The sequence below is a fragment of the Streptosporangium fragile genome (assembly GCF_039534445.1).
In the GTDB taxonomy this organism is placed as follows: Bacteria; Actinomycetota; Actinomycetes; order Streptosporangiales; family Streptosporangiaceae; genus Streptosporangium; species Streptosporangium fragile.
Window position 1 is genome coordinate 52,719 of the sequence record NZ_BAAAVI010000019.1, and the last position, 25,563, is coordinate 78,281.

Here is a 25,563-nt window from a genome sequence, read left to right on the forward strand (position 1 = left end):
TTCGCTCTGACTCTGTCTCAGAGTGCACTGAGTACTCAGACTCGTCAAGGACTTCTGTGATTGCGGGAGTGTGGTGAACTAGGAAGGTGCGCCCCAGCAGGGCTTTTTGAAGTGGAAGGTGACGCCCAGATGGCGGAATGGTCAGGTCAGTTCGCCTACAAGCAGGTGGCCGATGACCTCCGGGCTCAGATCCGCCGGGGGCGGTATCCCGCCGGCAGCCAAATCCCCTCCTACGACCAGCTGATGAAGGACTACGGCGTGTCCATCACCGTGGTTCGCAGCGCGATACGTGAACTTCGCGTAGAGGGTCTTGTCGTACCCCATCAGGGCAAAGGGGTCTTCGTCAGTGATCCGCTTCCGGAAGGCCGGCAGTCTGGCGAGTCCGCCGACCTTCAGGCGTTGCTGGAGGAACTCCGCGCGATCCGCAGTCACCTTGAGTCCCTTGAAGACCGAATCGCCGCCGTGGAACGGTTGGTCTCCCCTTCGAAATCGTGATTCACGGTTCACGCCGCCCCCTCTTTCCGCGTTCCTGTAGACCGGGCTTGTAATCCCGGCTTGACTGGACAACACAAGACTGTGCCTTTCCGAAGGCTCGCCACAGCGCGCACAAGGGGGCGCACATGTGCATTCGGAAGGGTGGCAATGGCGGCGCGGACTCCCAATGACCGATTAGCCCGACTCATTGAGGAAGCCGGGTTTTCACATAAGTCGTTCGCTCGCGCCGTTCGGGATGCCTCCGAGCACGCCGGTACGCCCATCGGCTGTGATCACACGTCGGTGAGCCGGTGGTTGCAGGGCATGCAGCCTCGGGCGGATGCCGCCGGCCTCATCATCGCGACGCTGAGTCGAGTCCTGGGGCGTACGGTCACACTCTCCGACGCAGGCCTGACGTCGTCGACCAAACTGCCGTTGGACCTCGGTCTGACCTACCCGGAGGAGTTGGCCGAAGGGGTGGAGACGGTCACCCAGCTCTGGCAAGCCGACCTTGATGAAGCATCGGTTGTACTCAAGGGCCAGATCAGCGCGCCAGCCTGGAATGACGCTTCCCTGGCGTGGCTCCTTGCGCCCCCGCTGTCCGTGGACGCGGGCGGTCATGGGGCTCGCGTAGGCGACGCTGACATCACACGATTCCGAGCGACGATTGACCTGTTCGCGCAGATGGACAATCGCTTCGGGGGCGAGCATGCAAGGCGTTCTTTCATCCATTACCTGACCACGGACGGAACACGGCTTCTCCGTGGTCAGGCTTCGGAGAAGACGCGGCGACGGCTTTTCTCCGAAGTAGCAGAGGCTACTCTCCTTGCCGCGTGGATGTCCTACGACAGCGGTCTACACGGCCTGGCTCAGCGCTACTTCGTCCAGGCGCTCGGTCTTGCGCAGGCGGCAAATGACCGGCTCTTGGCTGCCAGCATCCTCGATGCCATGAGCCATCAAGCCACCTTCGTCGGCCGGTATCGCGAGGCTGCCAGCCTGGCCAGAGCCGCCCGTCAGGGAACGACGGGAGTGGCCACCCCGACGCTGACGGCTCACTTCCACGCGATGGAGGCCCGTGCCCTGGCACGCCTGGGAGACGCTTCCGCATGTGACCGCGCCCTGGCGCACGCCGTACGGGAATTCGAGCGGCGGAACCCGGACGATGATCCGGAGTGGATTCGCTACTTCGACGACGCCGAACTCGCTGCGGAGTTCGGGCACTGCTTCCGCGACCTGGGTCGTCCGGTGGTGGCAAGTCAGTACGCCGCCCAGTGCCTCGGGTCGAGTGGAGACGGCACGTATCTGCGTAGCGACTTCTTCGCCACGATGGTTCTCGCGGACGCGCATCTCGGGGCAGGCGAAGCGGAACAGGCGTGCTCGGTTGTCCTGGACGCGTTGAAACTCGGCGAGCAACTGCGCTCCGCGCGCTGTGCGAGCTACCTTCGGGAGTTCGCGGAACGGCTTGCTTCCGTGGGGAAGTCCCCGGCGCTCGCAGGCTTCCACGAGCAGGCCGCGGACTTCTCCCTGTGGCGGCAGGTGTCAGGTGCTCAGTAGGGCTCCCAGTCACGTCGACTGGCGCCGGTCCTGAGCGCGCGAATCCGCTTGCGCACCTCCGCGGCGGTTCGCTCGTCGTGACTTGCCTTCTGGCTGAGCCAGGTGACCATGAGGAATTCCCGGACGTCACGCAGGACCGGGTAGCCAGGCCAGCGCATCACATCGAAGCCGTAGACACTGGTGAAGGCTTCATATTCCTCGGTGGTGTGCCAGCCGAACCGTTCGTAGTAGATGGCGGTGAGGATGAGATCCCATTCGCGAGGCCCCACGGCGAAGCCGTCCAGGTCGATCAGCACCGGCCGGCCCGCGCGGTCCCGGATGACGTTGCCCACGTTCGCATCCCCATGGATCACCCCCTGAGGAAGCTCGAAGATCAGGGTCGCGTAGCCCTCCCGAAGCTGAGCGAGTCGTTCACGTAGGAAAGCGGCGTCTTCGGGGCTGAACCAGTCGTTGCCCGTGATGCGGCGCTCTGCCCTGGCGAAGGGTTCCAAGCGAGGAATCTGGAGCCCTGCCGGCGGTTCCAGTGTGTGGAGTCTGGCGAGCAAGGCGCCTACCTCCACCGGCGAGCCGTACTCCTCCACCTCGGATAGAGACTCCCAGAACGTGACAACGCGCCCGTCCACGATGACGGGCTGGTCAATGGGAAGCGCGCGGGTGGCCGGGTAATCCTCGGTGGCCAGCCACCGTGCTACGGCGACCTCCTTCCGAGCGTCATCGGCGTACGCGACCGTCCGGCCGATACGCACGATGACCGGCGAAGCAAGTCGGTAGACCGCGTTCTCGCCAAGTCTGATCAGCTCTGCGTTCGCCGGATCGAGTCCAACCGCGGCGCATGCCTCTAGCAGGGTGTCTTTGGTGCTTTCAGGAGTGAAGGGAGACCTGGCATGCTCAGCCGGCGGTGCAGCCGTTCGACTCTTGGTCATGAGCTGACGGTACCCCCTGCTTCTGAAAGCGTCTTGATGCTGGCACGCTGACGACGACCCGCTTCATCGACCTCAATCGCATGGAGTGCGGCGAGCGCAAGTGAACATGATCATTTCCCAATGCCTTCCCAACGGGAAGAAGACATCAAAGGCGTATCGGCATTTATGCAGGTCAGATGCTTGATCGAATATCGGAGCGATTTGGACTCATAATCCCTGGGTCGCGGGTTCGAGTCCCGCCCGCCCTACCCTCATCCACCTGCGAATGTGTCGTTTTCTTGATCGCTTGTACGTCCGGTTCGTTGCCCGGTGGGCGCATCGGTCCACCGGGCGGTTTCCGTCCTTCTGTGATCGCAGGTTGATTTCCCAGCACGGACCAGGGTGCGATCGCCGTCATGGCTTCGATGGTGGCCATGGCATCTTGGGAAGACACGCTGGCTGCCAATCCCCTGGAAGCGTGGGAACGGTTCCATGCCACAGCGGTCCTCGGCAGGGCCAATGAGGCTGTCCTCTTCTCGATCATGTAACGTTCGAATGTGATGGGCGCCAAGCCGTTGTCGGCACTGTGCCGCCGGTTGGTGTTGCAGAAGTCGGCGATCCAGGTGGTGACCTTCAGGCGGACCTCGGCCCGGGTGCGGAACCGGTGGTGGTGCACATACTCGACCTTGAGGGAGTTGTTGACCGCTTCGGCTGCTGCGTTGTCGAGCGCGTAGCCCACGCGGCCCATCGACTGCACCATGCCCGGGTGCCGGCACAGGTCCTGTAGCGGGCGGCGGTGTACTCCGAACCGCGATCCGAGTGGAAGGTCACGCCGTCCACGTCGCCGCTGCGGGTGGCCGCCACCATCTGCACGAGGTTACGCCTCCGCGAAGTACGGAGATTGTCATTTCGCCGCGGGAACGAACCGCGGCAGCCGGTGGACGTGCACGCGGTCCGAGGGAAGCTCCGCCTGGGCGAGCTCCGCCATGTGGTCGTGGTGGGTGAAGACGATTGTCTGGAACCGGTCGGCCATCCCGTTCAGTACACCCAGGGCGGCGCGGGTGCGCTGGTCGTCGAAGGTCATGAAGATGTCGTCGACGATGAACGGAAGCGCACGGTCCTCCTCGGCGTAACGTTCCAGGGAAGCCAGTCGCAACGCGAGATAGAGCTGGTCACGGGTCCCCTCGCTGAGCTGGCCGGCGGTCAGCAGATCGGAGCCGCGCCGTGCCAGTACGATCGGGGAGTCCCCCTCCTGGTCGAGTTCCAGCCCGCCGTAGCCACCGAGCGTCAGCTGCTCGAACAGCAGGCTCGCCCGCGAGAGGACCGGATCCTGCTGTGACTGCCGGTACTCCTCCATGCAGGCCAGGACGATGCTCCGGGCGATCTGCAGGCGGAGATACTCCTCGCTCTCCTCCAGGAGCGCGGCCGCGGTGGTCTCCAGGTGCGCGGCGGCCTGAGTGGCGGCGGCGGACCCGTCGAAGCGCGCGAACTCCGTCTTCTTCTCGCCGAACAGCTCGGACTGGCGAGTCCGCTGGGCGTCGAGGTCGCTGACACGGTCGGCGAGTCCGAGCAGCCGAGCCTGAAGCAGGTCCTGGTCGTCTACGGGGGTTTCCGCCATCAGCGCCTCGGCGTCGGCCGGAAGCGCCGCAGTGACTTCCGCAAGGCTCGTCTTCAGATCCCTGTGGAACTCACTCCGCCGTACGGCTTCGCTCAGGGCGTCGACGCCGTCCACTCCGCACCTTCTACACAGCTCCGAGAGTTCGGCCTTCATCTCGTCGGCGGTCCGGTCGAGGTCACGGGTCTCGGCACGCAACCTGGCCTGCTCCTCCTGGAGTACGGCACGCCGGTCGGCAGCGGAACGGCTCTCCTTAGCCTTCTTGCAGAGGTCGCCGACAAGCCGGTGGCGTTCGGTCTCGTCGTTCGACACCGCATGACCGCATGCGGAGGCGGTGGACGCCAGCAGTGAGTGGAACCGGTCGAGCGTGGCGGTGGCCTGCTCAGAGTCCCGCTCGTTCTTGGCGGCCTCGGTTACCTGAGCGCCGACCTGGTCGAGCCGCTCCAGGTCGGCGAGTGCGGAGGTGGTGTCCCGGTCGGCGGGCAGTTTGGCCTGTTCGAGCAGCTTGTGCCAGGCGGTTTCCCAGTCGGCCATGTCCCCTTCGTGTTCGGCGATCTCGGCTTCGGCGCCGCTCAGCTCGTCGCGGGCCGCGAGGACCTGATCTTCGCACGTGCTGTGCGTCCGTGCCAGCTCGTCCTGTACGGCCAGCCGGTTCTCGGCGATCTCGCGCAGCTCGGGGAGTTCCGCCAAGGCGTTCTCTGCGCCCAACGACGGAACCCCTTCCGGGAACCTCAGGACTTCGCGGAGCCGCGCGATGTGCGAGGCGGCGTGCTCACGCAGGGAGGAGAGACGGGCCCGGGCGTCACCGAGTTCGCCGAGGCTCTCACGGAGCTTCTCGGCACCGTCCAGAGTGGACGCGGCGGCACCGGGTCTGGGTATGGGACCGGGGAAGCCCTCCCACATGCAGTCCCACTCCGTGTCCAACCGGTCGGCCCGGCGGTCCAGGGCGGTCTGCTCCTCGTCGAGCGCGGCCAGCGCCTTCTCGTCGTGGCTGATTTCGAGTTCCAGCCGGTAGCGGTCGGCGATCCGGGACGCGTCCCGCCGCATCCGGTCGGCGATCTGGTCGGCGCGCTCCAGGGCCAGCTCGAACTCCCCGGCTCTGTCGTGCTGTCCGTTGCGGACCGCGCGCCAGAACTCATGCCGGACGGACCGGGCCTCAGCGAGCTCCGCTTCGGTGGGGGGAGGGTCGCCGCTCAGCAGCGTGGCCAGGTTAAGGCGCTTGTCCTCCAGCTTGGCGGTCAGTGTCTTCCGCTGTTTGGCGAGGTCACGCCCGTCCCGTTTAAGGTCGTTGCGCGCCTCTGCATGCTCAGTGATCTGAGCCCGGGTGGGCACGATCATGGAATCGACGTGCTGCACCGGGATTCTCAACTCCAGCAGGAGCCGCTCGACGGTGCTGTCGATTCGCCGGACCTCTTCGTCGGCGGCGGCCATGCGGGTGAGCAGGTCCTGGGGGACGGCGTTGAGGGCGGCGCGGAGTGGCCTCGCGTCTTCAAGCGGAGGAAGCTCGCTGAGCCGCTTCTCCGCCGTCTCCAGCTTGCGCCGGCGCAGGTCCAGCGCCTTACGTCCTTGCGCCAGGGCCGCGTCGATGGCGGTGCGCCGGTCGTGCAGCTCTTGGGCGCGTGTCCGCACCGGCCTGGGCACCGTGTAGAGATCGGTGTCGTCCAACGTCGCTTCCGCATGGACCTGGTTGAGGAGGGAGAGCGCCTCGTCACGGAGATCGGTCACGGTGCCGGAGGCTCTCGCGAGCCGCTTGGCGGCCTCCAACGCCGCCTTCCGCTCCTGGTAGAGGGCGTCGATCGCCTCCTCCGCGGACAGCAGGTCGTCGTCGACGGTCAGCTCGTCCAGCTCATGCACGACCTCGTCGAGGCGCCGCCGCGTGTCTGCCAGCTTGCTCTCCGCCAGCCGCAGGGCCTCCAGCGACCCGGGGAGTCGCTCCACGGCCTCCACCGGGGCGATCGCCCCCGCGGTCTCCAGAGTTTCGATGTCGGCCAGCAGGGCGCGGCGGCGGTTGAGCGCGGGCAGAGCCTGGATAAGCCGGTCCAGGCGGAAGTGCTCGCTCCTGGCCTGGTTCAGCTCCTCAGTGAGCCTGTTCAGGGTCTCCTCGGTGCTCTTGACCTCCTGCTTTCTGTCGAGGTATTCCTGCGGAGGCAGAGCGGCGGCACGTACGCGCTCCCTCGCCTGCTTCAGGTCGGCCAGGAGAGTGTTGATCCGCGGCAGTTGGCCCCGCCGCTTGTACAGCGCGCCCAGGCGTTCGTCGATGGCGCGCAGCGCCTCGGACAGGCGACCCCCCGACCGGGTGGCGGCCAGTGCCTGCTTGAAGTCTCCGCCTCCGCGTGCCAGGGCCTCACCGCCCTGGCGGAGCTCGGCACTGGTGAGAGCGAACACCGACGTGAAGGTGGATCGGTCGATTCCTCCCAGGACCGCGTTCAGGACCGCCTGGTCCAGCGCCGCTCCGTCGGAGCCGCGGAGCGGTGCGTTGCGCGCCTTGATCCTGACGATCTCCAGGGCGGTGCCGTCCGTGCTCCGCACCAGCGCGCCGAGCCGCAACGCCCCTTTGGCGTGGACGAAGTCGTAGCGGGACCGCTCGTCGATGCCGTAGAGGATCTGGTCGAACACGTGCAGTGCCGTCGACTTGCCCGCCTCGTTCGGCCCGGTGATCACATGGATCCCGGGCGCCGACAGGTCCAGCGTCATCCCGCTGAAGGGACCGAACGCGATCAGGTCCAGTCGGTCGATTCTCATCGGTTCCGTCCCTCCGTGAGCATGGATTCCAGCAGGTCGACGGCCTCGTCGCCGAGGCGCCGCAGCCACTCCGGGTCGTCGGGACGGAGCCCGTCCCGGCCGTGTACCTCTGCCGGCAGTTCGGCGTAGAGAGGATGACCGGTGACCACCTGGCGCAGAGCGTCGGCGTCCGTGTGGAGCGCCGCGGCCGTGTGCCGGAGATCGGCGAGCAGCCCCGCGGTGCCTTCATCGGGCGTGTCGGGCAGCCGGGTCTCGATGCGGACCTTCTCCACCCACAGGTCACCGAGGTCGTTGGCAAGCGAGCGGATCTCGTTGACGAACCGGTGTCGCCCGTTCCAGAGCGGCAGGTGAGTGCTGCTGCGGCCGGTCAGGCTGATCCGTACGGCCTGCAGCTTCCCGGAGGGAAGTGCGCCGAGCCGCGCCCGTACCAGATCGGCGACGGCATCGAGGTCTTCCGCTCCGGAGACGTCGATGCGGAGATGCTCCCAGCGGGCGACGTCCAGGTCGTGGTGGACGGCGGAGCGCACTCGCAGGTCGCCGCCGACCGTGACGAGGGTGCAGCCCTTCGACCCGGTTTCCCGGGCGTGGCGGCCCTGGATGTTCCCGGGGAAGACGATCCACGGGTCCTCCAGGACGACTTCGCGGCTGTGTACGTGGCCGAGCGCCCAGTAGTCGTACCCCTTCGCCATAAGATGATCCACAGTGCAGGGCGCGTACCTGTCGTGGCCGTCGCGGCCGTTCAGCGCGGTGTGCAGCAGGCCGACGTTGAAGAGGTCCTGGCGGGGAGGGGGGTAGCCGAGGGCGAGGTTGTCGGTGATGTCCCAGCGGGGGAAACCCTGCCCGTGCACGGCCAGCCCGGCCTTCTCGTCGCAGACGGTCTCCGGCTCGTCGACGTCGAGCACGCGGACGTTGTCCGGCAGCGGCAGCCGCCGGGTCATCTTGTTCTGCGCGTCGTGGTTGCCCGAGACAAGGTAGACGGGGATGCCCTCCGCGCGCAGCAGCGACATCTGCTTGCCGAAGAACAGACCGGTCTGGAAGTCGGGCCAGTCACCGTCGTAGACGTCCCCGGCGAGGAGGACGCCGTCGACCGATTCGGAGATCGCGAGATCGACGAGGTTCTCCAGTGCCCGCCGGGAAGCGGTGCGCAGTTCCTCGGCCGGTGCGCCCTCGTAGGCCGACAGGCCGCGGAGCGGGCTGTCGATGTGAAGGTCGGCGGCGTGGATCAGTTTCACCGATTGTCTCCTCTGGACCCGGGTGATCCTCTGATCACTGATGATGGCGTGCAGGAAAGGCAAGGATGGGGCGAAAGATGAAATTGATAGGTACGTTCCAATAGGGCGTGATCAGGTGAAATATGGCGCGGGAACCATGTTTGCGGCCATGGAGTGCGCTGGGCCGGATGCGGAGTCGGTTCCTTGATGGGGGGATAGTGTGCTCGACGCTACTCATTAGAGCAGTTGTTAGCAATGCAAACAACATGTCTAACTTTCGTTGGCGTGAACAGTCGACCTGAGCTATCTTCTTGCTAACGCAGACCGGAGGAGAGGGCTCGCATGGGGGATCACGTCACGGTGACCGCCGCCGAGATCGCCCGACTGGCCAGGGTCGAGAGGGCCGCTGTCAGCAACTGGCGGCGCAGGCACCCGGACTTCCCGTCACCTGTCGGGGGTACGTTGGCCAATCCGCTCTACGCACTCGTGGACGTTGAGCGCTGGCTCGCGGCTCGCGGCAGAGCGACCATCATCGAGCCACTCGATCGTCTCTGGCAGGAGCTCCGCGTCTACAGCGAGGACGGCCGCCTGGCCGACGTCCTGGCCGACGTGGCCTCCTTCCTCTCTTGCGCGGGCCTGTGGGATGCCTACCTGTCCCAGCCTGACGAGGTGGTCGCGGAACGTCTCCCTGTTGTGGCTGCCCAGGAGACGGGGTTGCCCGGCGGCCCGCCCTTCCAGGCGGGGCTCCGCCCCGACCAGGTGGCGTTCTGGCACCGACTGGCCGACGTCGTCATGGGAGGACACCCGGCCCGCGATCTCTTCGAGGAATTGCACAGCCGCTACGTCGACTCGACGGCGCGCACGGCCCCGGCCACCTCCGCGGAACTGGCCTCGCTGATCGCGGCCGTGGCTGGACCGAGTGAGACAGTTTTCGACCCCGCGTGCGGGACGGGCACCCTGCTCTGGGTGCTGGCGGCGAAGACAGGGGCGTCACCTGCCGGGCAAGAAGTCGACCCCGCTCTCGCCAGGATTGCCGCGTTCCGGTTGGGGGAGGAGAGCGACATCAGGGCCGGTGACTCGCTGCGCGACGACGCGTTCGCGGCCGTACCGGGCTACGACCTGGTCGTCTGCGATCCGCCGACCGGTATCCGGGAGTGGGGCTACGAGGACCTCGGGTACGACCCGCGCTGGGAGTTCGGCCTGCCGCCCCGGGCGGAGTCCGAGCTGGCCTGGCTCCAGCACTGCTACGCCCATCTCCGGCCGGGCGGTACCGCGATCCTGGTGATGCCGATCGCCGTGGCATCCCGCAGGTCGGGGCGGCGCGTCCGGAGCGAACTACTCCGCGCGGGCGTGATCCGTGAGATCGTCGCCCTGCCCCCCGGCTTGGCGAGCGGGCACTCCCTCGGCCTGCACCTGTGGATTCTCAGGCGCTCGTCCAGGGATAGCGTGTCATCGTCGACGACAGTACGCATGGTCGACGCCTCCACCTTCGGCCATGACCGCCTGCGCGCCAAGGCAGGAGTGTTCGCGGACGAACCGGGTGTGACCGCGGAGGTTCCCGTGGTCGGCCTGCTCGACGACGAGGTGGATCTCACCCCGGCCCGCCACGTCCAGCGCCCGGTCCACGGCGTCGCCGACGAACATGCCGCCGCCCTGGACAGCCTTGCGCCGCTGCTGGATGCTCTGGCGGGGGGGCCACCGATCCGCTACGGGCAGGCGGACCCGCACCGTCCCTTCTCGATGGTGTCGATCGCCGAGTTGGTGAAGGCGGGAGCCGTACAGGTGTTGCTCAGCCGTGACGCTCCCCGCTCGGATTTGAGGCCGTGCCCGGGCGATGTCCTCGTGCCGGTTCTGGATGCGGCGGCTCCGCCGGTCGTCCTCACCGAGCCGCTGGACGAGCCGCCGCCCGACCGGCACCTGCTCCGCTGCGACCTCGACGTGCTCGATCCATACTTCGTCGCCGGCTTCCTGCGCAGCGAGCTCAACGTCCGCCAGGCGGTCACCGGCACCGGAACATTCCGCTACGACGTGCGGCGAGCGGTCATTCCCCGGCTTCCCCTGGCTGAGCAGAGGCACTACGGTGCCGAGTTCCGGCGGCTGGCCGAGTTCGCGGACCTGCTGTACCGCGCGGCGGCTCTCGGTGATGATGTCGTACGGCTTGCGCACGACGGTCTGACGACCGGACTGTTCGATCCCCCTTCGGAAGGCGAGTGACGTGGAGACCACCCACAGGCAGTTGGCGGGCCTCATCTGGAAGGTGGCTGACCTGCTGCGCGGTAACTACAAGCAGTCGGAGTACGGCAGGGTGATCCTGCCGTTCACCGTGCTGCGGCGGATGGACTACGTGATGGCGCCGACCCGCGAGCTGGTGTGGCAGAAGGACGTCGCTTACAACTTCCCCGACAAGGACGAGCTGATCTGCGACCAGATCGGCATACGGTTCTTCAACCGCTCGAAGCAGAGCTTCGAGACCATCGGCGCTGCTCCCGCCGACGTGCGCAAGAACCTCGAGGACTACGTCAACAATTTTTCATCGGCCGCTCAGGAGATCATCGAGAAGTACGACTTCCATCGGCAGATCGTGCGGCTCGACAACGCCGGGCTGCTCTACAAGGTGGTGCAGGCCTTCGCGGGTTTTCCCCTCGGCCCGAAGCAGGTCGACAACCACGGTATGGGGTACGTCTTTGAGGAGCTCATCCGGAAGTTCGCTGACGCCTCCAACGAGACTGCGGGAGAGCACTTCACCCCGCGCGAGGTAATCGAGCTGATGGTGAACCTACTGCTCGCTCCGGACCTGGGCAAGCACAATCCCGGTGATGTCATCAACATCTACGATCCCGCTTGCGGCACCGGCGGCATGCTCAGCGCGGCCGAGGAGCACATCAGGGCCCAGAGCCGCGACGGGGTCAACGTCGAGGTGTTCGGGCAGGAGCTCAACGCGGAGTCCTACGCGATCTGCCAGTCCGACATGATGATGAAGGGGCACGACCCGAGCAACATCAAACTCGGCAACTCCTTCAGCGACGACCAGTATCCGGGCAGGACCTTCGACTACATGCTGGCCAACCCGCCGTTCGGGGTGGAGTGGAAGAACGTCGAAGATGACGTTAAAAACGAACACGAGGCACTGAAGCACTCCGGCCGGTTCGGCGCGGGGCTGCCCCGAATCAACGACGGGTCGTTCCTCTTCCTCCAGCACATGATCTCCAAGATGCGCCCGCCGTCGAAGGGTGGCAGTCGCCTGGCGATCGTTCTTAACGGTTCCCCGCTCTTCACCGGCGGTGCGGGCTCAGGGGAGTCGGAGATCCGCCGTTGGATCCTCGAACGCGACCTGCTGGAGACGATCGTCGCCCTTCCCGACCAGCTCTTCTACAACACCGGCATCTCCACCTATTTCTGGATCCTCTCCAACCGCAAGGACTCCGAGCGCAAGGGCAAGGTCATCCTGCTGGACGCCCGCGACTACTGGACGAAGATGCGAAAGTCGCTGGGTGAGAAGCGCAAGCAGATCACCGAGGAGCAGATCACCGAGATCACCAGGCTGTACGGCGAGGCCCTCGATGCGGCGGCCGATCCGGAGCACTGGGGCCACGGCAAGGTGAAAGTCTTCGACAACGAGGACTTCGGGTACAAGCGCATCACCATCGACCGCCCCCTCCGTCAGCGCTTCGAGATGACCGAGGAGACGCTGGAGGCGATCGCAGAGTCCAAGGCGTTTGCGGGATACGCCGAGGGGACGCTGCTGATCGAGGCATTCAAGCCGCTGATAGGCACAGTCTGGTGGACCAGGGTCGAAGCCCGCAAGGCGCTCCTGGCCGCCGCGGCTGAGGGCGGGGTCATCTGGCCGGACGCATCGGTCGACAAGGCCGTCTGGAACGCGGTGGCGGTGACCGACCCCGAGGGAGAGGTCCAGGCAAAGAAGGGTGTGCCGGTTCCCGACCCGGACCTGCGTGACTACGAGAACGTGCCGTTGAAGGAGGACATCGACGAGTACTTCGCTCGCGAGGTTCTCCCGCACGTTCCCGACGCCTGGATCGCCGAGATTAAGAACCCCAAGACCAAGCTCACGGAGCGCTTCAAGGTCGGCTACGAGATCCCCTTCACCCGGCACTTCTACGTCTACACGCCGCCCCGGCCACTGGCTGAGATCGATGCCGAACTTAAGGAGCTTGAGTCCCAGATCCAGAAGCTGCTGGCGGAGGTGACCGAATGAGGGGGACTGGAATCCGGCTCCGCTATCTTCTGCACCCGAGAGAAGAAGTGAACCGGCCTGACCTTCCGGTGTTGTCTGTCTATCGTGATCACGGCGTTGTTCCAAAAGACTCGCGGAGTGACAACTTCAACAAGACCCCTATCGATGTGTCGAGATACCAGGTCGTCAAGGCTGGGGATCTCGTCGTGAACAAGATGAAGGCATGGCAGGGGTCGATCGCCGTGTCTCGATACTCCGGTATTGTCAGTCCCGACTACCTTGTTTGTTCGGTGTCGTCTGACATTCATGGCCCTTACCTACATTACCTTCTCAGGTCGAAGCCGCTTGTCGCTGAGTATGGCAAACGTTCCAAGGGGATTCGCCCGGCACAGTGGCGTCTCTACTGGGAAGATCTGGCGGATATTGGTGTAGGTTTGCCGTCGCTGGAGGAGCAGCGAAGGATCGCCAGTTTCCTTGATGGCAGTGTGGCGCTTATCGATGGCCTAATTTCCGCGCGGTCGAGTCAGCGTGATGGTGTTGAGGAAAGATTTTTTGTCGAAATTTCAGAGATGCTCACTCCTGGGATTGTTGGAGCATCTGGAAATGATCGCGCATGGCCATGGCTCCCTGAATTTATTCCAGGAATACCTATGGTTCGTCTCGGATATCTGAGCAAGCTGCAGGCTGGTATAACTGTTCATGAGGGGCGTGAACTGGGTGGTGACGTCGTCACCCGGCCTTATCTGCGAGTCGCTAATGTCCAGGCTGGACAGGTGGACCTCTCTGGGATAAGTGAGATTCAGGTTCCTCGTGCCATGGCAAATCGCAGTACGCTTCGTTCGGGTGATGTGTTGATGACGGAGGGGGGAGACCTCGACAAGTTGGGGCGCGGAACTGTCTGGCGCGGGGAGATCCCTGATTGTCTCCACCAGAACCATGTGTTCGCCATCAGGCCTGATCGAGAAAGGCTTGATGGCAACTATCTGGTATTGCTGACGCAGTCCATGCATGGGCGCTGCTACTTCGAGAGTACCGGTTCGAAGACTACCAATCTGGCTTCGACGAACAGTAGCAAAATTATGAAATTCCCGATCCCCTTGAGAGGGCTTGACTCGCAGCGTCGGATCGTGCGGATCCTCAACGCCAGTAGAGAAACGACGAGCCGTTTAATGAGAGCAATCGATACGCAATTGACATTGCTCGCTGAACGGAAGCAGGCACTCATCACGGCGGCGGTGACCGGGCAGATCGATGTGACGACGGCGCGGGGGGTGTGATGGTCCGGGTGGTGCCGTTCCTACAGCGGGTGCGGATGAAGGACTACAAGAGCATCGCCTCCTGTGAGGTCGCCTTCACCCCGCTACTGGTCCTGCTGGGGCCCAACGGAGCGGGGAAGAGCAACTTTGTCGATGCGCTGTTGTTCGTGGCAGACGCGCTAGGCTCGACGCCAGCCGACGCCGTGGCAAAGCGCGGTGGCCTGAGTGAGGTGCTTCGCCGAGGGCCGGAAGCCATCGATGAGTTCACCATCGAGCTGGAGTTCGCCGTCGAAGTGGATGGCGAGCCGGCACCGGTCGAGTACGGTTTCACGCTCGGCCGGGACATTACAGAACACCGGTCGTTGGTCGTCAGGAGAGAATACTGTCTGGTTCGCCTTACTGGGAATGAGGGCGAGATCCAGCGGCCTGGTTTTAATGTGGAGTCCGGCCATATCGCAGGAGTGGGAGGAATCGAACCTGATCGACTTTTTCTGCCCCTGGCTGCAACCCACAGTGAGCTCAGCAAGGTCTACCACAGCCTGCGATCCATGCTCTTCCACCACCTGGACACCGATCGCATGCGACAGATCGAGCCCGACCGGCGAGGCACCCAGCTTGGTTACTCAGGAGAGCGCCTGGGGTCCGTTCTCGGCCATCTCGCGAGGAACCATCCCACGTTCAAGAATCGCGTCGACGACTATCTCAAGGCGATCGTCCCGGAAGCGGTGGGCGTGAACCAACGCCTCATCGACACCTACTCGACCGTGGAACTGCGCACTCGCAGCGGGGAACGCTCTTTCGGGCCTGAGGCCATCTCGGAGGGGACACTCCACGCGGCAGGCGTGCTGGCCGCACTGTTCCAGCCTGCCGTACTGGACGGGCAGGCGACGCTGGTGGCGATCGAGGAGCCGGAGACCGCGCTCCACCCGGCGGCGGCCGGAACGCTGTTCGACGCGCTGACCGAGGCCAGCGAGCGGGTCCAGGTTGTGATCACCACGCAGAGCGCCGACCTGCTCGACCGGGACGACGTCGATCCGGCCTCTGTGCGCGTGGTGACGATGACCGATGGGATCACCGTGATCGGAGAGATCGACGAGGTCAGCCGTCGTCTTGTCCGGGACAAACGCACCACGCTCGGTGAGCTGATGCGTGGCGGCCAGCTTCAGCCGGAGGCAGGCGGATGAACGACCCGATCACCGCATCCCCCCAGGTGATCGGTCCGATCACGATCGCCTCCGTTGTGGAGGGTGACGGTGAGGTGTCTGCGCTTCCCGTGCTGCTGCGCAGGATCGCCCAGACGTTCTCGCTCTGGGATATGCGGATTCCCCCGCCGCGCCGTATTCCGCGAAGCAAACTCGTCGCTCCCGGCGGCGTCGAGGGAGCTGTCCTTCAGGCGTCCTACCAGGTCACCGGCGCGGGCGGCGTCCTGTTGCTGATCGACTCCGACGACGACTGCCCTGCCGCGCTCGGTCCCGCGCTTCTTCAGCGGGCCCGGCAGGCGCGCGGTGACAGGGAGATCTCGGTGGTGCTCGCCCACCGGGAGTTCGAGGCGTGGTTTCTGGCGGCCGCAGCGTCGCTGTCCGGGTGCCGGGGGCTCTCCGACTCGCTGGTCCCGCCGCCGAATCCGGAAGGCATCCGAGATGCCAAGGGATGGCTCTCCGCCCGCAAGACCGATGGCACACGGTACAAGGAGACCGTGGACCAGGCGGCGCTGGCCGCGGTCTTCGACATGGAGCAGGCCCGCAAGGCGGCGCCCTCCTTCGACAAGTTCTGGCGTGACGTCGAACGACTTCTACGAGGTGGATCATGAGCGGTGCGCACACCGAGAAGCCGTTCGAGGACGTGATCGAGAAAGCCCTGCTCGACTCCGGTTGGAAGAAGGGCTACTCCTCTCACTACAACCGAGAGTTCGGGCTCGACACCGGGGAGATGTTCGCCTTCATCGGGGCGACCCAGATGGAGGCGTGGGATGAGCTGTTGCGGCGACGTGGGGCTCGCGAGCCGTACGACCCGGAGAAGAACCCGCAGCCGGTGGTGACCGAGACCGCGATGCGGGAGTTCGCGAAACTGGTCGCACGGGAGATCGACAACCGGGGAGCGCTGGACGTACTCCGGCGCGGTGTGAAGGATCAGGGGATCAAAATCCGGCTGGCCTACTTCCGGCCGAGCCACACCCTCGCCGCAGACGCGCTCAAGGAGTACGAGGCGAACCGCCTGACGGTTGTCCGGCAGCTCCGCTACTCGTCCGCAGATCCCCTCAAGGCGCTGGACCTGGCGCTCTTCCTCAACGGCGTCCCCGTCGCCACAGCCGAGCTGAAGAACCAGGGCAGCGGGAGCAACGTCCACCACGCCATGAGGCAGTACCGCAAGTCCCGTGACGCCAAGGAGCTCATCTTCGCCCGCCGTACACTGGCGCACTTCGCGGTCGACCAGGACCTCGTGTTCGTCACCACTCGGCTCGCCGGAGACGATACGCGGTTCCTGCCGTTCAACACAGGGAGCCGCGGGCCGGGCCAGTACGGCGGGGCCGGCAACCCGCTGCTTCCGCCGGATGCCACCGGCTATCGGACGTCCTATCTGTGGGAGCAGGTGTGGCAGCCCGACGCCTGGCTGGACCTGATCCAGCGCTTCCTGCACGTCGAGGACGAGGGCCTCAAGAAGGGCAAGGCGCCGGTCGCCAAGCGGGGCGACGCCCACCGCAAGCCGCTGATCTTCCCCCGTTACCACCAGTGGCACGTCGTGTGGACGCTGACTGAGCACGCGGCCCGGCACGGGGTGGGCGGGAACTACCTGGTGGAGCACTCGGCGGGGTCCGGCAAGTCGAACTCGATCGCCTGGCTGGCCCACCGGCTCTCGTCGCTGCACACGCCCGAGGACGCCGAGCTGATCGCCCCTGAGGCCCGCGCCAAAGGGCTCGGCCCCAATGAACCGGTCTTCGACAAGGTCATCGTGATGACCGACCGGCGGGTCCTGGACAAGCAGCTGCAGGACACGATCCACCAGTTCGACCACGTGCTGGGTGTGGTGGAGCGTATCGACGAGGACTCCGAGCAACTCGCCCGCGCTCTCACCGGGCAGACGGCGCGGATTGTCATCACCACCCTGCAGAAGTTCTCATTCGTCCGGGAGAAAGTGTCGGCGCTCAACGACCGGCGTTACGCGATCATCGTCGATGAGGCGCACTCTTCACAGTCGGGGGAGTCCGCAGACGCGGTGAAAAAGCTGCTCGGCAGCGGCGACGACGAGACGGATCCACTGACCTCCGCGGCGGCGAAGCGGGGGCGGCACCCCAACCTGTCCTACTTCGCGTTCACCGCGACGCCGAAGGACAAGACACTCAACCTCTTCGGCACCCCGACAGGAGAGGTGAACGAGCGCGGGAAGCAGATCTGCAAGCCGTTCCACACCTATTCGATGCGCCAGGCCATCGAGGAGAACTTCATCCTCGATGTTCTCGGCAACTACAGCACCTACGACACCTACTTCCGGTTGCGTAAGGCCGCCCTGGAGGCCGAGGCGGACGGAGATCCGACCGTGGACGCGCGTAAGGCCAGGTCGGAGCTGGTTCGGGCGGTCAAGCTGAACCCGGCCGCGCTCGACCAGCAGGCGCAAATCATCATCGACCACTTCCGGGGACACATCAGGCACCTGCTTGGTGGGCGGGCCAAGGCGATGGTCGTGACTGGCAACCGCAAGCATGCCGTCCGGCTCTACCAGGCCATCCGGGCCTACGTCGGCAAGCGGGAGTTCGCCGACTGCGGCACCCTGGTTGCCTTCTCCGGCACGCTCACCCTCGATGAGATCGACTACACCGAAGGGAAGCTCAACGGGTTCTCAGAGCGGGAGCTGCCGGCGAAGTTCGCCTACGTCAAGGCCGACGACCCTCACGCGGTCACCCGCGACCAGGACGAGTACCGCATTCTTGTGGTGGCGGACAAGTACCAGACCGGGTTTGACCAGCCGCTGCTGGCCGCGATGTACGTGGACAAGCAGCTGGAGGGGGTGGCCGCGGTCCAGACGCTGTCCAGGCTGAACCGCACCCACCCGCTCAAGCGGCAGGAGGACGTCTTCGTCCTGGACTTCGCCAACGATGCGGAGAAGATCCAGAAGTCGTTCCAGCGCTACTACGAGGAGGCCAACGCCCAGCCCGCCGATGCCAACCTGCTCTACCTCAAGGAGCACGAGCTCAAGGGTTACCAACTGCTGGACGACAGCGAGATCGAGGCGTTCGCCCTTGCCCAGCTGGAAGTGGAGAGCCCGCAGGCGACGCCCGCGCAGATCGAGGAGACGCACGTCCTGCTCAACCGGCTCACCGAGCCCGCCAGGGACCGCTATCTCCAGGTCGAGGAGAGTGACCCGGAGGCGGCCGAGGGCTTCCGCAAGGCACTCGACCAGTTCGTCCGCGCCTACAGCTACCTCGCGCAGGTGGCGGGCTACCCCGATCGCGACCTGGAGGCCCTCTACCGCTACGGGAGGTATCTCGCCAACCGGATCAAGCCGAACGCCGGAGCCGGGATCGACATTGGTCCGGTGGACCTCACCCACCTGCGGATCGTCCAGTCCGGCCACCAGGACGTGAGCCTCACCCCCCAAGGGGCGCAGATGCTGCCCGACTTCTCCGCGGACGGGGCCGGCGGAGTGCGAGAGGACGAGGAGGTGCCGCTCTCTCAGGTGATCGCCGAGATCAACGAGAGGTATGGCTGGGATCTCGACACCGGGGACCAGATCTGGTTCGGTCAGCAAGTTGTCGCGCTCGCCGAGAACGAGGCGATCCAGCAGGCGGGACTCGTCCTGGACGACCTCGACAAGTTTGGCCAGGTCTTCGACAAACACCTGCGCCGGGTAGTGGGGGAGCGAGCCGAGGCCAACGACACACTGGTGAAGCGGTTTTTCGGCGAGGACCCCGAGTTCAAGGAAGTGTTCACCCAGGTGGCGAGGAAGCAGGCCTATGATCTGATCCGCCGTCCGGCACGTCGTGAGACGGAACGTCGGCTCCGCCGTACGGGTGAAACATCACCGGATGCCAAGTCAGAGGGCTGATGTCCTGCTTGCCATAGCTTGATCATGGCTGTCAGGCTGAAGACCATGACCGAGCTCACAGGGGTCCGTCTGATCGCCGATCGGTATCGACTCCACCAGCCGATCGGCCAGGGTGGTATGGGCGAGGTGTGGATCGGCTACGACCCTGTGCTGGACCGGCGCGTCGCGGTCAAGCTGATGAAGGAACCGTATGTTCTCACGGGTGATCGGGAGACTGCACGCAAGCGGTTCCTGCGTGAGGTCAAGACCGCCGCAAGCCTGAACTGCGGGGGGATCCCGGCCGTGCACGACGCCGGGGAGGACCGCAACACCGGGCAGTTGTACGTCGTCATGCAGTTGCTCACCGGAGCGGAGGTCCACGACCTGATCGGCGAGCAGGACTACCGGGACGACCCTCCGCCGATCGCCTGGGCAGCGGCGATCGTGGCGCAGGTCGCTGCGACCCTTGCCGAGGTGCACCGGGTCTCCGTGGTCCACCGGGACATCAAGCCACGCAACCTGTACGTCACGAATGGTGGCGTGGTGAAGGTGCTGGACTTCGGGATCGCCGCTTTGCTCGACGGGCGGGACGGCGCCAGGCTGACCATGGCCGGGCAGACCATCGGCACCCCTTCGTACATGTCTCCCGAGCAGTGCCTTTCCAGCGGCCTCGGGCCCGCCGCCGACGTGTACGCGCTGGGTTGCGTGCTGTACGAACTCCTCACCGGTGAGCTCGTTTTCAAGGCGGACGCCTCCGTCAAGTACAACCATGTGCACGCCCCGCCACCCCCGGTCACCACGCTCCGCCCTGGCGTGCCCTCGCCCATCGAGGCGCTCATCCTGCGAATGCTCGCGAAGAACGCCGACGACCGCCCGGACGCTGAGTCCGTCTACGAGGCGCTCCTGCCGTACGTGAAGGCAGTCGGCGCGCAGGCTGTACGGCCGGAGTTGGACCCCACGCGGCCCTTCACCAGGCCCATGGCGGCGTCGCCACGTAGGAAGCCCACGCCCACGCCTGCTTCCGGGGAAACCCTGCCGGTGGAGGAGGCCGACGAGATCAGGGAACGGGCCGCCCTGCTGGCGGAGGCCGAGCAGTTCGCCGAGGCCTCCGATCTTCTCGCGGAAGCCGTCGACCGAGCTGAGAAGGACCGGGGACTCGCGGCGGATCTCCGACTTGCCCTGGCGGGAGTGCTCTTCGCCGGTGGCTCCTACCGGCGCGCGCTGAGCGAGTTCGAGGCCGCCGGAACCGTGCTCGCGGAGCTGTACGGGGACGATGACGCGGACGTGCTCCAGTGCCGCTACTACGCCGCCAGTTGCCGGTCCCTCCTGGGAGAGGACACGGTCGCGCTGGCCGCGTTCCAGAACCTGCTGCCCGAGTGGAGACTCTCCGCGGATGAGGACGACCCGCGGACCGAGGAGATCCGCCTCCAGATCGCCGTGCTCCTGGCACGGACACGGTGTTTCCCCGAGGCGCGGTCCGCGTTCGAGGTGATCCGGGAGGAGCGGGCCGTACGTTTCGGCGAGAGTTCACCGGAGGTCGCCGAGATCGACGGATACCTCGCCCGTCTCGATCAGTACGACGGGTAGCGGGCGGATTCCCAGTGGTTGGCCGAGCTCGTTCAAGGGCGGCGGCCGGTCGGAGAAAACGATCATTACACGTGGGGTGCGGCCTTCGAAGAGGATCGGAGGATCGGTGCCGAATGATTTCTACAGTGAGGAGACGGCATGACCGACCTGCTTCTTCCTGGATGCGATGTGCCCGCAAGGCGGCGTGTCCCGGACGACATGATCGCTGGGTGCCTTGTCCGGATGGTAGACGAGAACCTTGAGGACATGGCCCGGTTGCCGGCGGTCAACGCCTGCTGGATGCGTGGCGGTGCCGCGGCCTCTGCGGCGGAGTGGCTCATCTCGACGCCCAGCTCGTTCGGCGCGGGACTGACGCGGGTCACGGCTGGTGCGAGGTGGGCAGGCCAGGCAAACCGCTCCGAGTATCTCGCCGGTCTCTGCCATGTGGTGGCCACCAAAGGGCTCCCCGATGAGCTGCGCCACCGCGCGGCAGCCGAACTCGTCTCCCAATGTCTCGAGGCGGGTTATGCCGAGGTACGCCGACTGCTCCCGAAGAACCGCTGGTCCTGGTTACTCGATGTGCAGGGGGAGAGCTGGGCGGGCCTCATCACCATGGAGTTCATCGGGGACCAGACGGCCCCGGTGAAGACCAGGGCCGCCGTCGCTGTGGAATTCGTCCGGCACACATGCAGCACCGCGTTTCCCGAAGCGGTTGATGAACTGATCCGGTCTCCCAAAGCCGCGAGCGCTGACCGGCTCAGGCTGGCGACTGCCGTCGCAAGGCGCGTCCCTGAGTATGGAGCCATCTTCCTCGCGGAACTGGCCACAGATCGTACGCTCCAGCCACTCCATCGAGTTCAAGCGGCGGAGGAGTTGCGCTTAGTCGACGAGATCACCGGGAACGAGACTCTCGGTGTCCTCGCCGATGAACGGCAGCTTCCTCCGGCGGCTCGGGAACTTGCCCGCCGTTCGCTCAGTGTTCTCCCCATCAGTGGGCTCGGCCTGGGTTCCCAATAGCAATCACCCTCGTGATGGGGCGCCTGGTAGGCACGGATGGGTGTCTGTGCCAATGTACGGGCTGTCAGTAGCCGTCACTGGAAACCGCTGCTGAAGTGCGGAAACGTCCTCGCCCGGCATGGCCGATAATGGGGCGTCACGGGATGAGGAACGCTCATAATCCCTGGATCGCGGGCTCGAGTCCTGCCCGCCTTGCCCTTCGTAGTTGCTTTTGCTGATCATTTTAGTGTCCGGTTTGTTGCCTGGTGGGCGCGCGGGAGCATGTACTGGACTATTGGTGGACCGGCGGGTGGTTCCCCGCCCCTTCATGATCACTGGCCGGTTCCCGAGCGCGGACCGGGGCGTGATCACGGCCACGGCCTTGGTGGCGGCAGGGCAGGAGGCCGCCGGTCGGCGCCGAGAGGCGTATGTGTGCGCCTGTCGGCTTGCCGAGATGCGCAAGGCGGCCAGATTCACCCGAGTGGAGCTCGTCGAGGCGCTTGGCGTGACCCGGGCATGGATCTCCAAGATCGAGAACGGTGAGGTGTCCGGCATCGATGTCGTGTGTGCTCCCATCCGTGTGGAGGCCGCGGAAACTGTGGGCAGCGGTGCTGTGTCGGCAGGTCGGACCAGACGCCGGTTCCGACCTGGCTGGTGCCGTGTAAGGCGGGGTTCACTGGGCACCGCAGTGTCCGTGAATGAACTCTGTGACGATCCGGAGGCCCAGTTCGCCGGGTTCCCGTTCGTCGATGTGGTCCGGGACGATGAACGGGCGGTTGGATTCGGTGCTTCAGGACGGCCGCAAACGATGGCCCGCCGCCGGATCGGCGGTTACGAGTCGCTCAGAGACGGCCGTCCGGGCGTAGTGCGGTGTTCCCGGCATGTAGGGGGCGTCCGCCGCGGCCGGTGCCCCCTGTGAGGAAAATCAAGACCGTCCCCGCGAGATAGAGGAGCCCGGCTGCGCCCGCCAGCCACAGGATCACACTCCCGTACCAGTCCGTGTACGGATCCGCGTGGGAGAGGCCCAACGGCACGAAGCCGGAGTAGAAAGACCCGACCGTGTGCGGTACGAGACCCACCGCCATGACGGTCCGCACCACCGCCGTCGCGCCCCGGCGCCACGCGAGAGCCGCCACGGTCAGCGTGAACACGGCGGCCGCGGCGTAGGCGTGCGCGCATTCCTGGAGCGTGTACAGCGCGGACGCCAGGTCGAAGTCCCTCTCGTCATCGAGACGCAGCTCGATCACCGCCGTCACGGTGAGCGCCAGGCCCACCCCCGCGATCACCAGTTCGCACAGAGCCGCTCCCGCCACGCACATGGCGGCACGCCCCGACTTCTGCTTCCTCCGGTCCTGCGTCACCGGGCCCTCGTCCCGTGTGCCGACGGCGGTGTCGGCGACCGCGGCGACGTCGCCTCGGGTCCCGCTCTCGTGGCCCTGTTCCGCCTGGAGAACCGGCGTGGGGAAGAAGGTCAAGACCGTCCCCGCGAGGTAGAGGAGCCCGGCTGCGCCCGCCAGCCACAGAAGCGTGACCGGGTACCACTCCATGTACGGGTCGTATCCGGACCCCAGGTGCGGCATGCCGGGAAGAAAAGACCACACCGTGTGCGGTACGAAACCCACCACCGTGACGGTCCGCATCTCCGCGGTCGCACCCCACCGCCAGGTCAGAGCCGCCATGACCAGCGAGATCGCACCGGCTTGTGCGCACAGGGTCACACACGACCGGAGATGCTCGTACGCGATCTCCCGGGGTACGCTCGCTCCGTCGGCGTACTTCAGATCGATCCCCAGCCTCAACAGGAGGACGAGGCCGACCGCCGTGCCTACCAGTTCGCACAGGGACGCGGCGAGCAGGCATACGACGGCACGCCCTGCGCTTCGCGTCTTCCATTCCTTCAGCATGATGCTCCTTCCAAGAGTGATCATGGAAGGAGTCGCTTGCAGGGCGCTTGGGAACCGCTGCCCGGCCTCCGGTGCCGCCCCCGGTAGCCGGACGGCGAGCGGACGGGGCCTCGGACCCTGGGAAGCCTCAGGGCCGCAGGCCCGCCGGTGGGTCATCCCGGGCGGCCTTCATCCCGGCTCCGCTGCCGGATCTCCCCGCGGGCACGCGCAGATCACCCCGGCGGCCGGCAGACCGATCGGTATCACCCCGGTTCCACCGCCGGTCTCATCGGCGTGCCGAGCATGGTGGACGCGTTCGATTCCGTTCGTCTCGTGGAGCGTCCGAGAACACGGTCATTCCCGATGCCCTCCCGGTCCGGCGGGACCGTGGACGCCGTCCGTACCGATCACCGGGCCGGGAAAACCGGTCGCTTCCCCGAGTCCGCCTGCGCAGAATCGGACCTCGGGAAAGCCGGGGGACGAGGGAAGGAGACGCCCGTGGTGACGCAGCCGGGAGGGCTGACCACGCTCTGGCGGCCGACCGGGCCGGAGGAGCTGGAGTTGGTGCGCCGGTCGGGGTGGCGCAGATGGCCGCCGCGCCTGCCGGAGCAGCCGATTTTCTATCCGGTGCTGAACGAGGAGTACGCGGTGAGGATCGCCCGTGACTGGAACGTCCCGCACTCGGGTGTCGGCTACGTCACCCGGTTCCGGGTCGACGGCGACTTCGCCGCCCGCTACCCGGTCCGGCAGGCGGGCGGCAGGGACATCCTGGAGCTGTGGGTGCCGGCCGAGGAGCTGGCGGAGTTCAACGACCACATCGTCGGCCTGATCGAGGTCGTGCACGAGTTCCGCCGGACCGGGACCGGGCCGTGACGGGCGGCGCCTCCTCTCCGGAGCCGGAACGGGGGAGACCGTGCCCGTCGGCGGCCTTCAGACTGCCGCGCGGGGCGACCGGGTTCCGGGACGGGGGAGAGCCACCGGTGCGGAAGGCGAAGCCACGGGAGTTCACCCGGATCGTTCACGACGTGGCGCGCCGTACGGGCGGCAGGGTGCTCGGTGTCGAACCTGCGGGGGCGGGGCGGAGAACGAGCTGGCACAGTTCCGTCGCTGGAAGCCCGAAACGATCGGAGAGGTGTTGTTCAACTTCTGGGACTGACCGCAGCCGCATAGAGCCTGTTGCGCTCGTGAGTGTGACGGTAGCGGCGTTCTCATGGGGAGCGGCGGACGGTGCCGGCCCAGACATTCTTTACTTCGGAATGTGTTCCGAAGTATGGTGTGGTATGGCCATGCCGACTGTCCCGTTCTCCGACCTGTCGAAGCACTCCAAGCGGGTCGCCGAGACCATCGACCGGTTCCACCGCGTGCACGTCAAGCGTCGCGATGGAGAGGACCTGTTCATATCCACAGCCCGGCACGACCGGCAGCGCGAGGAGACGGCGGATGTCGCAGCTCGCATGATCGCCGCGCTTCTGGCCAGCGCCGAGGGTGTTCGCGCCGTCCTGCATGCCCTGCCCGCGGTCTTTCCGTGGGTCCGGCACCTTTCCGCGGACGAGAAGCGGGAGTTCGTCCAGGAGCTCGTCGACGCCACACGGGACGCGGTCGACCTGGACGTCCACACCACGCTGCACCGGGTCATCGTCGAATGGCGTGCCACCGCCCGTATCCTGGCCGACCCCGTGCTGACCGGGCAGCTCACCCGTGCGCTGCCCGATGAGGACCACGGCGAGGTGACCGCGCCGTGAGCCCCAAGCGCGGCGATGCCGTGGCCCCACCACCGGTCGGTGACGAGTGGCACCTGCGGTTCGCCACCGGCGAGGCGGCCAAGGGATGGATCGACCTGTGCGCCGAGGCTGCGGGCAACACCCGGCGCTGCTTCGAGGCGTTGCGCGCGGATCCGCTGTCGCAGGAGGACCCGGATCGGCAGCACCGGCTGCGTGGTCGTCTTGCCACCGGGACGCTGGCCGGTCGCGAATATCCGCAGTGGGAGTACGAGGTCACCGCGGGGGGCCGAGTGCGCTACCTTGTCGACGAGCCTCGGCGAACCGTCCATCTCGTCTATGCCTCACCGCGTCACCCCAAGGACACCGACGCCTGAACCCGCCGGTCGAGCATGCCGCCCCCGGCCGGTCCTGGTTGGCTTACGGACGCGCTGG

19 protein-coding genes are annotated in these 25,563 nt (G+C 66.0%); 14 read left to right on the forward strand and 5 right to left on the reverse strand.

Annotated elements, in window-relative coordinates; translation table 11 throughout:
* Positions 1-129 precede the first annotated feature (129 nt).
* Both ABD841_RS15085 and ABD841_RS15090 read left to right on the forward strand, forming a co-directional pair.
* Positions 130-495, forward strand: coding sequence for a GntR family transcriptional regulator (locus ABD841_RS15085; RefSeq protein WP_344971780.1), 366 nt, complete (start codon positions 130-132; stop codon positions 493-495).
* Between the two features lie 147 nt (positions 496-642).
* A complete protein-coding gene (locus ABD841_RS15090) occupies positions 643-2,028 on the forward strand; it encodes an NsdA family TPR-like regulatory protein (RefSeq protein WP_486389205.1) in 1,386 nt (461 codons plus the stop codon).
* On the opposite strand, the gene ABD841_RS15095 is transcribed toward ABD841_RS15090, so the two are convergent.
* From ABD841_RS15095 to ABD841_RS15110, 4 genes are all read right to left on the reverse strand, one after another.
* Positions 2,022-2,951: a phosphotransferase enzyme family protein gene (locus tag ABD841_RS15095; RefSeq protein ID WP_344971784.1), complete on the reverse strand. Its 930-nt coding sequence runs from the start codon at positions 2,949-2,951 to the stop codon at positions 2,022-2,024. The two genes, ABD841_RS15090 and ABD841_RS15095, sit on opposite strands and share 7 nt — an antisense overlap.
* A gap of 172 nt (positions 2,952-3,123) precedes the next feature.
* Positions 3,124-3,690 (reverse strand): integrase core domain-containing protein, encoded by a 567-nt coding sequence (locus ABD841_RS15100; protein WP_344971786.1) that lies wholly within the window; start codon positions 3,688-3,690, stop codon positions 3,124-3,126.
* A gap of 144 nt (positions 3,691-3,834) precedes the next feature.
* Complete coding sequence (locus tag ABD841_RS15105) at positions 3,835-7,287, reverse strand: AAA family ATPase (protein ID WP_344971788.1); 3,453 nt, start codon at positions 7,285-7,287, stop codon at positions 3,835-3,837.
* Positions 7,284-8,519, reverse strand: a complete 1,236-nt coding sequence (locus ABD841_RS15110; RefSeq protein WP_344971790.1) for a metallophosphoesterase family protein — start codon at positions 8,517-8,519, stop codon at positions 7,284-7,286. The genes ABD841_RS15105 and ABD841_RS15110 overlap by 4 nt, the downstream gene beginning before the upstream one ends.
* Before the next feature lie 321 nt (positions 8,520-8,840).
* Here ABD841_RS15110 and ABD841_RS15115 point away from each other — a divergent pair, with 321 nt between their 5' ends.
* The 9 genes from ABD841_RS15115 (at position 8,841) to ABD841_RS15155 (ending at position 22,446) form a co-directional block, all read left to right on the forward strand.
* Complete coding sequence (locus ABD841_RS15115) at positions 8,841-10,712, forward strand: N-6 DNA methylase (RefSeq protein ID WP_344971792.1); 1,872 nt, start codon at positions 8,841-8,843, stop codon at positions 10,710-10,712.
* Position 10,713: 1 nt separating this feature from the next.
* Complete coding sequence (locus ABD841_RS15120; RefSeq protein WP_344971794.1) at positions 10,714-12,711, forward strand: type I restriction-modification system subunit M; 1,998 nt, start codon at positions 10,714-10,716, stop codon at positions 12,709-12,711.
* 185 nt (positions 12,712-12,896) lie between these two features.
* Positions 12,897-13,967: a restriction endonuclease subunit S gene (locus ABD841_RS15125; protein WP_344971796.1), complete on the forward strand. Its 1,071-nt coding sequence runs from the start codon at positions 12,897-12,899 to the stop codon at positions 13,965-13,967.
* 35 nt (positions 13,968-14,002) lie between these two features.
* Positions 14,003-15,130, forward strand: coding sequence for an AAA family ATPase (locus tag ABD841_RS15130; RefSeq protein WP_344971799.1), 1,128 nt, complete (start codon positions 14,003-14,005; stop codon positions 15,128-15,130).
* Positions 15,127-15,756, forward strand: coding sequence for a DUF4276 family protein (locus tag ABD841_RS15135; protein ID WP_344971801.1), 630 nt, complete (start codon positions 15,127-15,129; stop codon positions 15,754-15,756). Before ABD841_RS15130 ends, ABD841_RS15135 begins: the two co-directional genes overlap by 4 nt.
* Positions 15,753-18,986 (forward strand): type I restriction endonuclease subunit R, encoded by a 3,234-nt coding sequence (locus ABD841_RS15140; RefSeq protein WP_344971803.1) that lies wholly within the window; start codon positions 15,753-15,755, stop codon positions 18,984-18,986. The genes ABD841_RS15135 and ABD841_RS15140 overlap by 4 nt, the downstream gene beginning before the upstream one ends.
* A gap of 24 nt (positions 18,987-19,010) precedes the next feature.
* Positions 19,011-20,552, forward strand: coding sequence for a serine/threonine-protein kinase (locus ABD841_RS15145; protein WP_344971805.1), 1,542 nt, complete (start codon positions 19,011-19,013; stop codon positions 20,550-20,552).
* Positions 20,553-20,690: 138 nt separating this feature from the next.
* On the forward strand, positions 20,691-21,548 hold the full coding sequence (locus ABD841_RS15150; RefSeq protein ID WP_344971807.1) for a hypothetical protein: 858 nt from the start codon (positions 20,691-20,693) through the stop codon (positions 21,546-21,548).
* Between the two features lie 307 nt (positions 21,549-21,855).
* Positions 21,856-22,446 carry a helix-turn-helix domain-containing protein gene (locus tag ABD841_RS15155; protein ID WP_344971809.1) on the forward strand — a complete coding sequence of 197 codons (591 nt, stop codon included), beginning with the start codon at positions 21,856-21,858 and terminating at the stop codon, positions 22,444-22,446.
* Here ABD841_RS15155 and ABD841_RS15160 read toward each other — a convergent pair.
* The gene (locus tag ABD841_RS15160; RefSeq protein WP_344971811.1) at positions 22,370-23,431 is read right to left on the reverse strand and encodes a hypothetical protein; all 1,062 of its coding nucleotides are present in this window, start codon (positions 23,429-23,431) and stop codon (positions 22,370-22,372) included. The two genes, ABD841_RS15155 and ABD841_RS15160, sit on opposite strands and share 77 nt — an antisense overlap.
* Before the next feature lie 477 nt (positions 23,432-23,908).
* Between ABD841_RS15160 and ABD841_RS15165 the strand changes: the two genes are divergently transcribed.
* The 3 genes from ABD841_RS15165 to ABD841_RS15175 all read left to right on the forward strand — a co-directional run bounded on the left by ABD841_RS15165 (position 23,909) and on the right by ABD841_RS15175 (position 25,505).
* Complete coding sequence (locus ABD841_RS15165; RefSeq protein ID WP_344971813.1) at positions 23,909-24,283, forward strand: ADP-ribosylation/crystallin J1; 375 nt, start codon at positions 23,909-23,911, stop codon at positions 24,281-24,283.
* Between the two features lie 407 nt (positions 24,284-24,690).
* On the forward strand, positions 24,691-25,152 hold the full coding sequence (locus ABD841_RS15170; RefSeq protein WP_344971815.1) for a hypothetical protein: 462 nt from the start codon (positions 24,691-24,693) through the stop codon (positions 25,150-25,152).
* Entirely contained in the window at positions 25,149-25,505 is a 357-nt protein-coding gene (locus ABD841_RS15175) for a hypothetical protein (protein ID WP_344971817.1), read from the forward strand. Before ABD841_RS15170 ends, ABD841_RS15175 begins: the two co-directional genes overlap by 4 nt.
* Positions 25,506-25,563: the final 58 nt, after the last annotated feature.